Here is a 14998-nt window from a genome sequence, read left to right as displayed (position 1 = left end):
GCTAGTGTTTCTTGGTCCGCCGGGAGCCGGTAAGGGTACGCAAGCGCGCGTTCTCGACCAGCGCTTCGGAGCCAAGCAGATCTCGACCGGCGACATTCTGCGCGAGCAGCGCGCCAACGGAACCGAGCTGGGACGACTGGCCGAATCCTATATGACGAGCGGCGCACTCGTGCCCGATCGGGTCATCATCGACATGGTCGGCGCCGAACTGGCGAACTTACCGTCGGGATTCGTGATGGATGGATTTCCGCGTACCGTCGCGCAAGCCGAAGCATTCGACACGTTCTTGGCCGAGAAGGGTTGGCCGCTCGACGCGGTCGTGCTGTTCGACGCCGATCGCGCCACGTTGATCGCACGTCTTAGCGCGCGCTGGTCGAACCCGCGCAACGGCCGCACCTATAACGCGGTCACCAATCCACCGCGTATTGCCGGCATCGACGACGACGATGGCACCCCGTTGGTGCAACGCGAGGACGACAAGGCCGAAACGGTCGGCAAGCGGCTCGATGTCTACGACGAGCAGACGCGACCGCTGATCGAGTATTATCGCCGCGGGGGAAAACTCGTTGACGTCGACGCGCTTGCTGCAGTCGACGAGGTCACGCGCCAACTGCTCGCCGCGATCGGGGCGCCGGGGACGTAATGGTAGCGCTCAAGTCCGGACGCGAGATCGAACTGATGCATCGCAGCGGCAAGGTAACCGCCGGCGTGCTGACCGAGCTGATGCAGTCGGTGCGCCCCGGCATGACCACCGGCGAGCTCGATGCGATGGCCGAGCGCGGTATTCGCGCGCAGGGCGCGGTGCCGACGTTCAAGGGTTATCACGGTTTTAGCGGCTCGATCTGTGCATCCGTCAACGAAGAAGTCGTGCACGGAATTCCCGGCGACCGCGTACTCGGCGATGGCGATTTGCTGTCGATCGACATCGGCTCGACGCTGGAGGGCTACGTCAGCGACACCGCCGTCACGGTAGCCATCGGGACGATTTCGGAGGCGGCCCGGCGGCTGCTCGAGGTCACGCGCGAGTGTCTGACGATCGGAATCGAGCAGATGCGCGACGGAAATCATCTCGGCGACATCGGAGCCGCGGTGCAGGCGCACGCCGAGAAAAACGGCTATGGCGTGGTCCGCGAACTTGTTGGGCATGGCGTCGGCCGCGAGATGCACGAGGAGCCGCAAGTGCCCAATTACGGTAAGCGCGGCACCGGCATGGTCATGCGTCGCGGACTGGTTTTGGCCATCGAACCGATGATCACCGAGGGTGGCTACCGGGTCAACGTGCAGCGTGACGGCTGGACAGTTGTCACGCAGGATGGTAAACTCGCAGCGCACTTCGAACATACGATCGCCGTCACGGACGACGGTCCGAAGGTCCTGACCCTGCGCGAATATGGCGAGGATTCGGAGCTCGAACGCTACCGTCTCGCCACAGCAGTATAGATAGAAAGCAAGACATGAAAGTACGACCCAGCGTTAAGCGAATTTGTGAAAAATGTAAAGTCATCCGCCGCCACGGCAAAGTGCGGGTGATTTGCGACGTCAACCCCAAGCACAAGCAGGTTCAGGGGTAAGGGGATAATCCATGGCTCGTATTGCAGGCATCGATCTGCCGCGCGAAAAGCGCATCGAAATCGCGTTGACCTACATCTACGGCATCGGACCGACGACGTCGAAGCGTTTGCTCGACCGCTCCGGCATCGATCCGAACATTCGGGTCAAGAACTTGAGCGAGGACGATGAAAAACGCCTGCGCGATGCGATCGACGGGCTGCAATTGCGCGTCGAGGGCGACCTTCGCCGCGAAGTGCAAGGCAACATCAAGCGTCTGATGGACATCGGCTGCTATCGCGGCACGCGGCATCGCCGCGGACTGCCGGTTCGCGGCCAGCGTACCAAGACCAATGCGCGTACGCGCAAGGGTCCCAAACGCACCGTCGCCGGCAAGAAGAAGGTCGCGACCAAGAAGTAGTCCCGCACCCGCATGTGACGCGCGTTGATCTACGTCGGCACCTGCGGGTTCTCGTACCGGGACTGGATCGGTCCGTTCTATCCGGACGGAACCAAAGGGCGCGACATGCTCGCGTTGTACAGCCGGCGGTTTGCGGCCGTCGAGATCGATTCCAGTTATTACGGCGTTCCGGCGCGGACGACGGTTGCGGGGATGAACGCCCACACCCCGTCTGCGTTTCGTTTTAGTTTCAAGCTGCCGCAAACCGTGACCCATCCGCGCGACCGGTCGCAGATGCACGACGATGCTGCGCTCATGCGCGACAATCTCGCGCCGCTCGTCGAATCCGGAAAGCTGGCCTGCGTTCTGGCACAATTCCCGCATGGATTCAAACCCGAACGCGAGACCGTCACGTATCTTAAACGCGTGATCGGCGCGTTCGAAGAGCTGCCGGTCGTGGTCGAGTTCCGCAATGCGGCGTGGCAATCGTCCGAAACCATCGAACTGTTGCGCGCTGCCGGCGCCGGTTTCTCGAACGTCGATATGCCGAAGCTCGAGGGACTGTTGACGCCCTCGTCCGATGTGACGTCGCCCGTCGGCTACGTTCGCTTTCACGGTCGCAACAGCGCGCAGTGGTGGCGCGGGACCAACGTCACGCGCTATGCCTACGAATACACCGTCGAAGAACTGGTACCGTGGACCGACCGCATCGCTGAGATCGAAGCACAGGCGAGCGACACGTTCGTGTTTTTCAACAACCATGCGGCCGGGCGTGCGGCCACAAATGCCGAAGCCATTGAAATGCTTCTCGACGATCGCTACGGCGACGCGGCCGCGACGGTCGTCGCGCATCCGCCGCCCGCTCCGCCGCCAAAGGCCAAACGGCAGCTCGGTCTGTTCGCAGATCTGGACGCGTGAAGGCCGTCGTCACCACCGGCGGTCGGGTGGACGCCGCCTACGCGGAGTTAGCGGGAACCGATATCAAAGCGTTGGCGCCGGTGCGCGGCGCGACCATGCTGGATCGCGTTCTCGATGCGTTGCGCGACGCGGGCGTGGACCGCATCGCAGTGATCGGCGGACCTGCGGTGCGTCAAGCGTGTGCGGACCGCGTCGAACGTTTCGTCGATGAAGGCGTTACCGGGATCGACAACGTGCGGCTCGCGTTGAACGCGTGGCCGGAAGATGGAGAACGGCTGCTGTATGCAACCAGCGACATGCCCTACGTCGACGGCGACGCCGTTTCGGAGTTCGTCACGCGCGTTCCGCTTGGAGCCATCGCGGTGGCGTTGAGCGAGCACGACACGTTCGTGCGGCGCTTTCCCGACGGACCGGCTTTCGGTATCAAACTGAACGGCGAACGCGTTGTCAACGGCGGGGTGTTCGTATTGCCGGCCGGCAGCGCGCCGGTTCTCGTGGACTACGCAATTAAAATGTTCGAGGCGCGCAAGGCGCCATGGAAGATGGTCGGCATGATCCGTCCGCCCGCGCTGCTAAAGTTTGCACTCGGGCGTTTAAGCGTGAGCGATATAGAAAGCGTTGCACGGCGCATCGTCGGCTTTCCGGCCAGCGGCGTGCGCGACTGCGCACCGGAACTGGCGTACGACGCGGACACCGCAGAGGAGTATCGCTATGCGTGCCAACGAGCCTAGCGCACCGCGTCTCGGACTGCTGTGGTTCGGCATGCAGGCGGTGTGGGGGGCGCTGCTCGGGATTTCGCTGCAGTCACGGAGCCTCGAACTGGCTACCTCGCAGCCCCTGCTTGCCTACGGGCGGTTGGCGACGGTCGGCGCGGTGGTCGCGGCAATCGTGCAGATCGTCGTCGGCCCGTGGTCCGACGCACGCCGTCGACACGGCAGCCGTCGCATCGAGTTTTACGTTGGCGGCGCAGTCGTTGGAGCGATCGCGCTTGCCGCGTTTTATGGTGCTTCGAACTTCGCGGCGCTCACGATCGCGTACGTCTGCGTGCAGGCCGCGCTGAACGTTGCGATCGGTCCGTATCAAGCGATCATTCCCGATGCGATGCCGCGCGCTCGCTTCGGCGTCGCGTCGTCGTGGATGGCGGCGTTACAGAGTGCCGGCAACGCGGTTGGCGCGGTGTGTGCGGCGTACATCTCCGATGCGAGGGTGCTGTCGGGCGTGTTGATCGCGATGCTGTTAGGATCCGACGCCGTCACCAGCGCGCACGTTCGCGGGCTCGCGCTGCCGCCGCCGCTGCCACAAGAACGGCTTAAAATTACTCGCGCGTTCGGCAACTTGTTTATTTCGCGCGCATTGATTTACGTCGGGTTCTATACGCTGCTAGGTTATTTGTTATTCTACGTGGTGGGAACGTTGCATATGCCGGCCGTGCATGCGCGCCAGTTTACCGGCGTTCTCATTCTTTCGTTCACGGCGATCGGAACGGCCGGCGCCGCACTTGCCGCGCGTCCCAGCGACCGGGCCGACAAACGACTCGTCGCGACCATCGGCGGGGTCGTCGTGATGGCGGCGCTCATCGTCTTCGCCCTGATCCCCAATCCGTTCGTCGCCATCGCCGCCACCTTGCTGGCGGGCCTCGGCTGGGGCGTGTTTCTCGTCGCCGACTGGGCCATCGCCTGCCGAATTCTGCCCCCGGGAGCGCTCGCTACCACTATGGGGCTGTGGAACCTAGCCATTATTTTGCCGCAAATCGTCGCCCCGGCGCTCACAACGGCCGTTCTAGCCCGGTGGGGCGGAGGGGACCAAGCGCTTGGCCCCCGCTTGGCCTTCATATTAGCCGCAGGTGAAACTTCGCTTGGAATTGCGTGGCTATGGCGTTTATCTCGTAGCGCCGTTGGGGAATAAGCACTATTGTGCGAGAGTACGTGCTTGGTCTGCGCTAGGTGGCCCAAGCATGTTGGCTCGATCGGATTGGACCGGTCGAGCACGCAAAACCTAAGGAGGCATTAGTGAAACGACTGAGCACCGGAGTCTTCGCGTTGCTGATAGCAGCATCGTGTGGTCTCAACGCGGTGGCCTCCCCGTCCCAAGCGTCGACTGGAAACACTGGCAACAGCGTCGCTCAAGACGCGGGAACGCCCGCCGCGAACTTCGGAACTCCGCCGTCAGGTTCAGTTCCGATTCTCTATAACGATCATCACGTCTATTCGAAGCCTGACGTTCTCAAGCAGGGTCGCGTTCTCGCGGCGCTGGTAAAGGGCGGCACGCTTTTGATCCCGTTACGCTCGATGTTCGAGCAAATGGGTGCCACGGTGTCGTACGACGCCGGAACCAAGACGGCGACCGTTTCGAAACCCGGCTCCGAAGTCAAAGTGACCGTCGGTAAGCCGGAAGTCATGATCAACGGCGAATCGCGTCCCCTGGACGTCCCGCCGATCATCTATCAAGGCAACGTTCTCGTGCCCGTCCGCGTAATTTCGGAAGGCATGGGAGCCTACGTGCAATGGGTCCCGGATCAACACGTCGTCGTCGTCCGGTATTTGCCGGCCACGCCGCCGCCTGCTCCGCCCAGCGCACCGCCGCCCCCGCCGCCGCCCACGCCGACCCCGGCACCGGTGCAGACGCCCTACCACGACTTGTTTGTCGCGGGCGACTACATCATCTCGCCGAAGGTCTACAACGAGTTCAGCCCGGGCAACACCGGAACGAGCTCGTACGCGGTCCGCGGCGCGTTCGAGTTCAGCGCGCTGAACATTCCCTGGATGGTCGAAGGCTCGTTCGAGCAGTACGGTTATCCGCATAACTGCGGATCGAACAGCTCGGTCGCCGCCGTCCCCAGCCAGGAATGCTTCGTCACCGGCATCGGTGGCGGATACAGCACGTACGTCCCCGCCTTCACGGCTCGCGATACCGACGTTGATGCCCGTTTGGCCATCCGCGTTCTCAATCCGCGCGTCTACATTGGCGTGGGCTACCTGTGGCGTTCCACCAACTACGGTTACCCGAACATGAACGGTGTGGGCTTCGGCATCGAAAAGCTGCCGGACCTCAACCAGGCTCTGTCGTTCTTCGGCAGCTTCTGGTACTACCCGAGCATCTCGGGCAACTACTCGAACGTGATCATCCCCTCGACCCAGTTGTCGTACAACATGTACAAATACCAGGTCGGCCTAGACTATGTGATTGGGAAGAGCCCGATCTTCATCGATCTCGGTTGGATGGGTAACGACTTGACGGGCCGCAACAACGCCCCGTCCAGTATCACGGACAACGGTCCCTTCGCCGGTCTGGGCATCAAGTTCTAGACCGTCCGAAGACCTCACAAGCGGAAGGGCCCTCGCCGAAAGGCGTGGGCTCTTTCCATTTCCGTACTTGCGCTTCCGGCGGCCATGCGGTAAAATCACGGCTTGTGGCGTCGATTTCGGCGCCGGGCATTCTTTCACGCCCAAACTACGGAACATCGGAGATTTCGGTTGGCAGCTAAGAAGCAGACCAAGACTCGGCGCAAGCGCGAGATCAAGAACGTTCAGTCGGGCGTGACGCACGTCCACGCGTCGTTTAACAATACGATCGTGACAATCAGCGACCCGCACGGCAATGTGGTCTCGTGGGCTTCGGCCGGCAACTTGGGCTTCAAGGGCTCCAAGAAGTCGACGCCGTTCGCCGCACAGATGGCTGCCGAGGCTGCCGCGCGCAAGGCGATGGACCACGGCATGAAATCGACCGACGTGATGGTCAAAGGCCCGGGCTCCGGTCGCGAGGCCGCCATCCGTTCGCTTCAGGCCACCGGCCTAGAGATCACGATGATTAAAGACGTTACGCCGATTCCGCACAACGGTTGCCGTCCGCCGAAGCGGCGACGGGTATAATCGATGTCGCGTTATACCGGCCCAGTTTGTCGTTTGTGCCGCCGCGAAACAGCTGCGAGCCGTACGGGCGAAAAGATCAAACTTTTTCTCAAAGGCGATCGCTGTCTCTCCAAAAAGTGCGCCGTTGAGCGCCGCGGAACCGCGCCCGGTCAGAAGACCACGGGAAACAAGTCCCGCAATAAAACGTCCGAATACGGACGGCAATTGCGCGAGAAGCAGAAGATGCGTCGCTACTACGGCGTGCACGAGACGCAGTTCGAACGGTATTTTCGCGAGGCCGCGCGCGTTCCGGGTCAGACCGGCCGCTCGTTCCTGTCGCTGCTGGAACGCCGTCTCGATAACGTCGTGTATCGTTTGAACTTGGCCGGTAGCCGCGCGCAAGCGCGCCAACTGGTTACCCATCGCCACTTCCGCGTGAACGGCCGGATCGTCAACATTCCGTCGTTCATCGTCAAGCCCGGCGATGTCATCACGATCGGCGAGCGCAGCGTGAAGTCGCCCGTGTTCGCTTCGAATCTCGAAGTCGCGGCCGGCCGCCGCCCGCCCGAATGGCTGGATTGGAACGATCCGGATAAAGCCGGCAAAATTGTCCAACTACCGTCGCGCGAGCAAATCGACACGCCGGTCGACGAACAACTCATCGTCGAGTACTACTCGCGATAATAACCTCAACCCGCCGCTAGGCGTACGATCGTCGCGGGCCGGAGCCCGCGGCGGATAACGTAAGCGGTCACAAAGGATCACAAACACCCATGACTATGTTGGAAACGCCCGCGGGCGCGACCATCGAAGTGCGCGAGCGTCGTGAAAACTACGCAAAGTTTATCATCGAGCCGCTCGAACGCGGCTTCGGTATCACGCTCGGCAACGTGCTGCGCCGCATTCTGCTCAGCTCGATTCCCGGCGCCGCCGTTACGTACATGAAGATCGACGGCGTGCTGCACGAGTTCTCGACGATTCCCGGGATGGTCGAAGATACGATCGCCTTGATGCTCAACCTCAAGGGCTTGCCGGTGCGTTTGAACACCGACGAACCCAAGGTGCTGAGCCTGAACGCGAGCGGGGCGCGCGAAGTCACCGCGGCCGACATCACGGCCGATGCCGACGTCGAAGTGCTCGACCCGAAATATCATTTGGCTACGCTGTCCGCTAAGGACGCGCGTCTGTCGATGGAAATCGGCGTCGAGATGGGACGCGGCTACGTTATGGCCGACCGTCAGCGCAACATCGAGCACATGATCGGATTGATTCCGCTCGACTCGATTTTCTCGCCGATTCGCAAGGTGAACTTTTCGGTCGACGACACGCGCGTCGGTCAGAGCGTCGATTTCGACCGCTTGACGATCGAAATCGAAACCAACGGTTCGATCTCGCCCGACGATGCATTAGCCAAAGCCTCGCAGATCATGCAAGATCAGCTCGACCTGTTCTCGAGCTTCACGCACCGCTCGGAGCCGCTCCCCGAAACGCCGCCCAACGAATGGGACGTTCCGGTCGAAACGCTCAACCTGTCGGTTCGTTCGTTCAACTGTCTCAAGCGCGCGGGTATCTCGAAGGTGTCCGAGCTGCTGGATCTCACCGAAGACGAGATCATGAAGATGCGCAACTTCGGCAAGAAGTCGCTCGATGAAATTAAGGACGTACTCGCAGAGAGGGGATTATCGCTGCGCCAGTCGTAGCGAGTAAACGTTATGCCGCACCAGATCGCCTATAAGCGTCTCTCCCGCACCGACGGCCACCGCAAGGCGCTGCTGCGCAATCTCGCGACGTCGTTCTTCAAGCACGAGAAGATGGAAACGACCTCCACTAAGGCTAAGGAGATCAGCCCCGTCATCGAGCGTTTGATCACCGCAGCGATGGCCGGCGATCTGGCCGCACGCCGCAACGTCGCCGAGTTCATTACCGAACCGGCGGTCGTCAAGAAACTCGTCGAACAAATCGCGCCGGCCCTCAAAGGCCGCACCGGCGGATACACGCGCATCACCAAGACGCGCGTTCGTCACGGCGACGCCGCCGAGTTGTCGCTCATCGAACTGGTGAAATAAGACAAGGGCCATGCTTCGCCTGGCCCTGTTGTTCTCGGTGGTCATGGTTCTCTTTGACGTCGTCGCGGCGAGTTTCGCCAAGGCGACGTCTGTCGATTACGGGCAGTTTGTTTTACTGTCGTCGGTGCTCTACGTGTTCGCGGGTATCCTGGCCGGGCGCTTTATGCAAAGCTGGCTGGCCCTTATCCCAATCATCCTCGCAGCGCTCGTCGAAGTGTTTCTCGGCGGTTACCTGGCCGCGCTGATTGGCCCTGGCGGTCGGGGCCCCGGCGTTTCTGACGCATCGTTTTACGGAGTCGCGGCATTTGGCGTGTTGCTCAACATCGTTTTGGGTTCGGCCGGCATCGCCGTCGGCGTGCACGTCAAACGCCCGGCCTAATTTCGCACAACGACCTATTTCGTTAGATCGTTTCCGGCCACGAAGCGGTAGCCGGTGAGCTTCGTGATGTCCGTCGATTCGAAACCGTGCAGCGTCGTCTTCGCGCAACTTCCCTCGAGTTCGAAAACGAAGATCGCTCGTTGCTTGGCGGTCTGTAAGTGCAAGCTGTGCAACGAGCCGTGTAGCACGGCCGGAATAACGGTAAGGCATCGATGAAAACTCGCGAGCTGCCGAACCGCATCGGACGGAGTCTCCCGAACCGCCGTGGCGCGCTCCACAAACGTGCCGAGAGCAACCCCGCCGGCGAGTAGAAGGAGCCCGAGCAACGTTTTGATCAGCGTCTTCACGTCAGTTCATCATGCGCTTCGCGTCTTCGATCGCAATCTGTAGCACCGCTTTCTCTCGTACACCAGGCGGAAGCCAAACCTGAGGCTCTAGATCCAGTAGGGCTTCCGCATAGGCGTTGCGCTTGATCGAACCCAAGCCGCCTCTAAATTCCCGAAGAGTCGGATGTCCGACCAAGCAGCGAAGCGACGTTGGATCAACTTTGGTCATGTCGATAAGGATCAGCTTTTGCAGCGATGGGGCCTCGGCAACACCTCGGATATGTTGTAGGCCTTTCATCGTTTCGAGATACACGGATCGCAATCGAGTCAGGTTACGAAGGGACGGAAGTTCGGTTACATTACGCAGCCCCTGCAGATGCAAGGTTTCTACGTTTCTTAGTTCGCCGATTACGTTCACGTCATCAAGTTTTCGTATCATCGTCAATTCGAGATGTCGCAACTTGGAAAGTTTGCACAAACCTTGTAGCCGAACCGTCCCGCCGAGTACAAGTTCGAGCGTCCGCAAGTCTTGTAACGGCTCGAGTATGCTAGTGTCCGGCAATGTGACACATCGCAGACGAAGGCATTCGAGCTTCTGTAAGCTCCGGATCGCGTCGATCCCCTTTACGTGCCCCTCGAGCGATAGCTCCCGAATGTTCGGAAACATCTCTAAGAAACGGAGCGAATGACGCTTTGTTTTCGTCTCGCCTAGCGAAAACGATTCTAGTGATCGGATGTAGCGTAGCCCAGAGATATCGATCAGCTCCCAAAGGTCGATATATAAGTTGCGGATGTTTGGAAAGTACCTCAGAAATTCGAGATCGGTGATTGGCTCTAAGGTGCGTTTGCTACGGAGGCTCACATGGCGGAAGCATGCCGCTACAGCGATCTCGGGGCGGTGATAAAGCTCGTTTCCGAGCTTTTCCAAATCATCTTGTGGGAGCCGTTCATCAAATGAGATACGTTGAATGCCAGATGGAATGGAGAAATCATCGGTTAGACCGCGTTCGATCTCCAGATGCTTACTCTCGCTCATGGCGCGTTTTGTGTACTAGTATCCCGAGGGGACGCCGAGGAAATATAAACCGCAACCGATAGCAGCGCCGACAACCGCAATTAACAGCGGCGCTAACCGCCGGCCGTACGACGCTGCCGAGAGGCCGCCGAGCCCAAGCGCGACCACAGCCGTGCCTAAGAGATACCCGTCGGCATGTTGCACGTACGCGGTGACGATCACGCCGAAGAACCCGAGCAGAAACATTCCGAGCGTGGACGGACGGAACGAAACGACGGCGGCGCCGGCGATCACGATGAGTAATGCGAGCAGCGCGTGCGCTACGAGGAGCGGTGCGCCCGCCAAACCCATGCCGAGAAGATAGGCCGCGAACGAAACGCCGCCAATGTGCGCGCTGGCGTAGGTGCGCGGTCGCGTCGCAATCATGAAACAGCCGTTACCGAGCGATTGAGTTCGAAACGCTGGTCGGCGTCGTCGGCGATGAATCGTCCGATCGCAAGCGACGATGTTGCCGCGGGCGACGGTGCATTGCGCACGTGTACGACGCCGGCGTCGCCGTCGAATACGAAGTCGTCGACCATCGAACCGTCGGCGGTCATCGCTTGCGCGCGCACGCCCGACGGACCGGTCAGCGTATCGTCGACCGTCAACTCCGGAATGTAGCGCTGCAATGCTTGTACGTAGGCGGCGCGATTGACGTCGCGGTACATTTCTCCCAAGCCCGTCGAAAGAAACTTTCCGGCAAGCTTGATAAATCCAGGATAGGTGAGCGTTTCGACCAGATCGCGCGGATTGATCGTCGTAAACTTATACCCTTCGCGCGCAAACGCCAACACCGCGTTGGGCCCGAGCCACACGTCGCCGTTCATGCGGGGCGTAAAGTGCACGCCCAAGAACGGGAACGCCGGATCCGGCACCGGATAAATATTACTCTTGACCAGATACCGTTTCTCGGGTTTGAGAATGAGATAATCGCCGCGGAACGGCACGATCTTCGGATCCGCTTTGCCGCCCGTCATCTGCGCCAACCGATCGGATTGTAAACCCCCGCACGTAATCACGTGCGTCGCTTCGATGTCGCCCTTATTCGAACGCACGATCGACTTGCCGCCGACGCGGTCGATGCCGGTCACTTCGCAACCGGTTTCGATCGTGCCGCCCATCACACGCACGTCGTCGCCGTAACTACGCGCGACCACGCCGTAATCGATGATGCCGGTGACCGGCGAGAAAATCGCTTTGATCCCGCGGCAATGTGGTTCGCGCTCGGCGATGCCGGCAGCGTCGATCACTTCGAGGCCGTCGATGCCGTTTGCGATGCCGCGCTGATAGAGGTCGTCGAGGTTTGCCAGCTCGCGCTCTTCGGTGGCCACGATGAGCTTGCCGACATTCTTATACGGAATATTTTTCTTGGCGCAATATTCCCAGAGCGCTTTGCGACCTTCGACACACAGCTTGGCTTTGAGCGAACCCGGCTTGTAGTAAATGCCGGAATGGATGACGCCGCTATTATGCCCGGTCTGCTGCTTCGCGAGCATATCGTCTTTCTCGCGGATCAGGAGTTTGAGACCGGGGTGGCGCTGCAGAAGCTCACGGCCGGTCGCGAGGCCGACGATGCCTCCGCCGACGATCGCGATGTCGTAGGTCATAGTATCGTAATTCTCGCTCTCCCCTAGGCGCACCGCTATCGTATAAGTGGCATATTCGGAGCTTGCGTGTTTTGGTAGGATAAAAGCATGACTGCAACGCTCGAGCGCTTGGAGCCCTTCCAAAACCAAGCCGTAAAGAATTTCACCGACGACGGCGACCGCGCCGCGATGACCGCCGCCCTGGCGTCCGTCAAAAGACGCTTTGGCCGGCACTACCCGCTCGTCATCGACGGCAAGCGGATCGAGACCGAGAAACGGATCGCCTCGGTGAACCCGGCGGATCCCTCGCAGATTGTCGGCGAGACGAGCTCCGCTTCGAAAGAGCAGGCGGTCGAAGCCATCGAGGCCGCCAAGCGCGCCTTCGAAACGTGGAAGCGCGTTCCAGTCCGCGACCGGGTCGATATCATTTTGAAGGCCGCCGAGCTGCTACGCCAGCGGCGCTTCGAGTACGACGCGCTCCTGGTGTTCGAAGTCGGCAAGACCTGGCCCGAAGCCGACGGCGATGTGGCCGAGGCGATCGACTTCCTCGAATTCTACGCGCGCGAAGCGCTACGCTACGACCGCGTGCACGACATCGTGCCGATCGAAGGCGAGCGCAACGAGATGATTTACATCCCGCTGGGCGTCGGTGCAGTCATTCCCCCGTGGAACTTCGCGGCCGCCATCATGGCCGGCATGACCGTGGCGGCTGCCGTCACCGGCAACACCGTCGTGCTCAAGCCGTCGAGCGACTCGGCCATCGTGGCTGCCTGGTTCGTCGACCTGCTGCACGAGGCCGGGCTGCCGCCGGGTGTCGTTAACTTCGTTCCGGGTTCGGGCGGCGTCATCGGCGATGCGATCGTGTCGAACCCCAACATTCGTTTTATATCGTTCACCGGATCGAAAGAAGTCGGGCTTCATATCAACGAGCTGGCGGCCAAGCCCCAGCCCGGTCAAAAGTGGATCAAGCGAGTAGTCGCCGAGATGGGTGGTAAGGACGCCATTATCGTCGCCGCCGACGCCGACATCGACGCGGCGGTCGAAGGCGTGGCCGCGTCGGCTTTTGGATTCCAGGGTCAGAAGTGCTCGGCGTGTTCGCGCGCCGTCATCGAGGCGCCGATCTACGACGCGTTCCTCGAAAAGCTAAAAGCTCGTGTGGACAAGATTACCGTCGGCGACCCGGAGAACCAGGCGGTCGGCATGGGTCCGGTGATCAACGCCGGCGCGCTCAAGACAATCTCGGAGTACATCGAGAAGGGCAAGAGCGAAGGCCGCGTATTGAACGGCGGCAGGCGAGCCGGCGACAAAGGCTTTTTCCTCGAGCCCACGGTCATCGTGGACGTCGCGTCCGACAGTACCATCGCGCAAGAAGAGATTTTCGGGCCGGTTCTCGCGGTCATCAAGGCCGAAAACTTCGACGACGCGCTGCGCATCGCCAACGACAGCGAGTTCGGCCTCACCGGATCGCTGTACACCAGCGACGAGGCGAAGATCGCCAGGGCGCGCGACGACTTCTTTGTCGGCAATCTCTACTTCAATCGCAAGAGCACCGGCGCGATGGTCGGCGCTCATCCGTTCGGCGGGTTCAACATGTCGGGAACCGACAGCAAGGCCGGCGGACCGGATTACTTGCTGCTGTTCCTCCAGGCAAAATCCGTCTCTCGCAAGGTTTGAGTGGTCGAGGGCGTGGAAAAAATAACGGGCTCGCGCCCTTGACACGCCCCTCCCAGCGCGATAAGATAGCCTTTGTGACTTAAACCGGCGGCCGCCCTCGCGGTCGTTGAGATCCGCGTGAAAACGCCGGCCGGGACTAGGTTCGCTCCTTGAAAACTGAACAGTGCAGCAGCGCAATAAGTCTGTGGGTCTCCGACCTGTAAGACAAGGTCAAATTTGGCAATGTCTTTGAGTCGCGAGAACGTACAATTTCGCTAGCACCTTCGGGTGTGGATCGCCTCGCAAGCGGTCCTGAAAATAGCAACGCGAATTTTGAGAGCCTGATCAAGGGTTCCATAAAATTTTTTATGGAGAGTTTGATCCTGGCTCAGGACTAACGCTGGCGGCGTGCCTAACACATGCAAGTCGAACGAAGTAGCAATACTTAGTGGCAGACGGGTGAGTAACACGTAGTCAACCTGCCCTTCAATGGGGGATAACTAGCCGAAAGGTTAGCTAATACCGCATACGATCTCTGAGTGGCATCACTCGGCGATGAAAGGAGTAATCCGTTGAAGGAGGGGACTGCGTCCCATTAGTTAGTTGGTGGGGTAATGGCCTACCAAGACTCCGATGGGTAGCTGGCTTGAGAGAGCGACCAGCCACACTGGAACTGAGACACGGTCCAGACTCCTACGGGAGGCAGCAGTGAGGAATTTTCCGCAATGGGGGAAACCCTGACGGAGCGACGCCGCGTGTGGGAAGAAGGCCTTCGGGTCGTAAACCACTGTCGAGGGGGACGATATTGACGGTACCCCTGGAGGAAGCCCCGGCTAACTACGTGCCAGCAGCCGCGGTAAGACGTAGGGGGCAAGCGTTGTCCGGAATCATTGGGCGTAAAGCGCTCGTAGGTGGATCGATAAGTCCGCAAAGAAAGACCCGGGCTCAACTCGGGGAACGGTGTGGATACTATTGATCTTGAGGCAATCAGAGGATGATGGAATTCCCGGTGTAGCGGTGAAATGCGTAGATATCGGGAGGAACACCAGTGGCGAAGGCGATCATCTGGGGTTGTTCTGACACTGAGGAGCGAAAGCTAGGGGAGCAAACGGGATTAGATACCCCGGTAGTCCTAGCCGTAAACGATGGACACTAGGTGTAGGTGGTATCGACTCCATCTGTGCCGCAGTTAACACAATAAGTGTCCCGCCTGGGGA

The 14998-nt window shown here is 60.3% G+C and carries 18 protein-coding genes and 1 rRNA gene; 15 read left to right on the top strand and 4 right to left on the bottom strand.

Annotation, left to right across the window (positions count from 1 at the left end; genetic code table 11):
* Positions 1-4 precede the first annotated feature (4 nt).
* From VGF98_00095 to VGF98_00035, 13 genes are all read left to right on the top strand, one after another.
* The gene (locus VGF98_00095) at positions 5-643 is read left to right on the top strand and encodes an adenylate kinase (protein ID HEY1680027.1); all 639 of its coding nucleotides are present in this window, start codon (positions 5-7) and stop codon (positions 641-643) included.
* Complete coding sequence (map, locus tag VGF98_00090) at positions 643-1440, top strand: type I methionyl aminopeptidase (GenBank protein ID HEY1680026.1); 798 nt, start codon at positions 643-645, stop codon at positions 1438-1440. The genes VGF98_00095 and map overlap by 1 nt, the downstream gene beginning before the upstream one ends.
* Before the next feature lie 14 nt (positions 1441-1454).
* Positions 1455-1571 carry a 50S ribosomal protein L36 gene (gene rpmJ, locus VGF98_00085; protein ID HEY1680025.1) on the top strand — a complete coding sequence of 39 codons (117 nt, stop codon included), beginning with the start codon at positions 1455-1457 and terminating at the stop codon, positions 1569-1571.
* 11 nt (positions 1572-1582) lie between these two features.
* Entirely contained in the window at positions 1583-1969 is a 387-nt protein-coding gene (gene rpsM, locus VGF98_00080) for a 30S ribosomal protein S13 (protein HEY1680024.1), read from the top strand.
* Positions 1970-1993: 24 nt separating this feature from the next.
* The gene (locus VGF98_00075; protein ID HEY1680023.1) at positions 1994-2866 is read left to right on the top strand and encodes a DUF72 domain-containing protein; all 873 of its coding nucleotides are present in this window, start codon (positions 1994-1996) and stop codon (positions 2864-2866) included.
* A complete protein-coding gene (locus tag VGF98_00070; GenBank protein HEY1680022.1) occupies positions 2863-3597 on the top strand; it encodes an NTP transferase domain-containing protein in 735 nt (244 codons plus the stop codon). Before VGF98_00075 ends, VGF98_00070 begins: the two co-directional genes overlap by 4 nt.
* On the top strand, positions 3578-4771 hold the full coding sequence (locus tag VGF98_00065; GenBank protein ID HEY1680021.1) for an MFS transporter: 1194 nt from the start codon (positions 3578-3580) through the stop codon (positions 4769-4771). Before VGF98_00070 ends, VGF98_00065 begins: the two co-directional genes overlap by 20 nt.
* Positions 4772-4875: 104 nt before the next feature.
* Positions 4876-6171 carry a copper amine oxidase N-terminal domain-containing protein gene (locus VGF98_00060; protein ID HEY1680020.1) on the top strand — a complete coding sequence of 432 codons (1296 nt, stop codon included), beginning with the start codon at positions 4876-4878 and terminating at the stop codon, positions 6169-6171.
* A gap of 168 nt (positions 6172-6339) precedes the next feature.
* Positions 6340-6735, top strand: coding sequence for a 30S ribosomal protein S11 (gene rpsK, locus VGF98_00055; GenBank protein ID HEY1680019.1), 396 nt, complete (start codon positions 6340-6342; stop codon positions 6733-6735).
* Between the two features lie 3 nt (positions 6736-6738).
* Positions 6739-7398, top strand: a complete 660-nt coding sequence (rpsD, locus tag VGF98_00050; protein HEY1680018.1) for a 30S ribosomal protein S4 — start codon at positions 6739-6741, stop codon at positions 7396-7398.
* Between the two features lie 89 nt (positions 7399-7487).
* Entirely contained in the window at positions 7488-8414 is a 927-nt protein-coding gene (locus VGF98_00045; GenBank protein HEY1680017.1) for a DNA-directed RNA polymerase subunit alpha, read from the top strand.
* 12 nt (positions 8415-8426) lie between these two features.
* The gene (gene rplQ / locus VGF98_00040; protein ID HEY1680016.1) at positions 8427-8780 is read left to right on the top strand and encodes a 50S ribosomal protein L17; all 354 of its coding nucleotides are present in this window, start codon (positions 8427-8429) and stop codon (positions 8778-8780) included.
* A 10-nt stretch (positions 8781-8790) separates the two neighbouring features.
* Positions 8791-9159 (top strand): hypothetical protein, encoded by a 369-nt coding sequence (locus tag VGF98_00035; GenBank protein ID HEY1680015.1) that lies wholly within the window; start codon positions 8791-8793, stop codon positions 9157-9159.
* 14 nt (positions 9160-9173) lie between these two features.
* On the opposite strand, the gene VGF98_00030 is transcribed toward VGF98_00035, so the two are convergent.
* From VGF98_00030 to lhgO, 4 genes are read right to left on the bottom strand one after another with little or no spacing between them, the layout of a single operon-like run.
* Positions 9174-9506: a hypothetical protein gene (locus tag VGF98_00030; GenBank protein HEY1680014.1), complete on the bottom strand. Its 333-nt coding sequence runs from the start codon at positions 9504-9506 to the stop codon at positions 9174-9176.
* Position 9507: 1 nt separating this feature from the next.
* The gene (locus VGF98_00025) at positions 9508-10521 is read right to left on the bottom strand and encodes a hypothetical protein (protein HEY1680013.1); all 1014 of its coding nucleotides are present in this window, start codon (positions 10519-10521) and stop codon (positions 9508-9510) included.
* Positions 10522-10536: 15 nt separating this feature from the next.
* Positions 10537-10926, bottom strand: a complete 390-nt coding sequence (locus VGF98_00020) for a hypothetical protein (GenBank protein ID HEY1680012.1) — start codon at positions 10924-10926, stop codon at positions 10537-10539.
* Positions 10923-12149, bottom strand: a complete 1227-nt coding sequence (gene lhgO, locus VGF98_00015) for an L-2-hydroxyglutarate oxidase (GenBank protein HEY1680011.1) — start codon at positions 12147-12149, stop codon at positions 10923-10925. Before lhgO ends, VGF98_00020 begins: the two co-directional genes overlap by 4 nt.
* 87 nt (positions 12150-12236) lie before the next feature.
* On the opposite strand from lhgO, the gene pruA reads away from it, so the two are divergent.
* Together pruA and VGF98_00005 are read left to right on the top strand one after the other, a co-directional pair.
* On the top strand, positions 12237-13802 hold the full coding sequence (gene pruA, locus VGF98_00010; GenBank protein ID HEY1680010.1) for an L-glutamate gamma-semialdehyde dehydrogenase: 1566 nt from the start codon (positions 12237-12239) through the stop codon (positions 13800-13802).
* Positions 13803-14146: 344 nt separating this feature from the next.
* A 16S ribosomal RNA gene (locus VGF98_00005) occupies positions 14147-14998 on the top strand; the annotation flags it as partial.

It is taken from the genome of Candidatus Tumulicola sp. (assembly GCA_036490475.1).
GTDB lineage: Bacteria > Vulcanimicrobiota > Vulcanimicrobiia > Vulcanimicrobiales > Vulcanimicrobiaceae > Tumulicola.
This window is presented reverse-complemented; position numbering and strand designations above follow the sequence as displayed.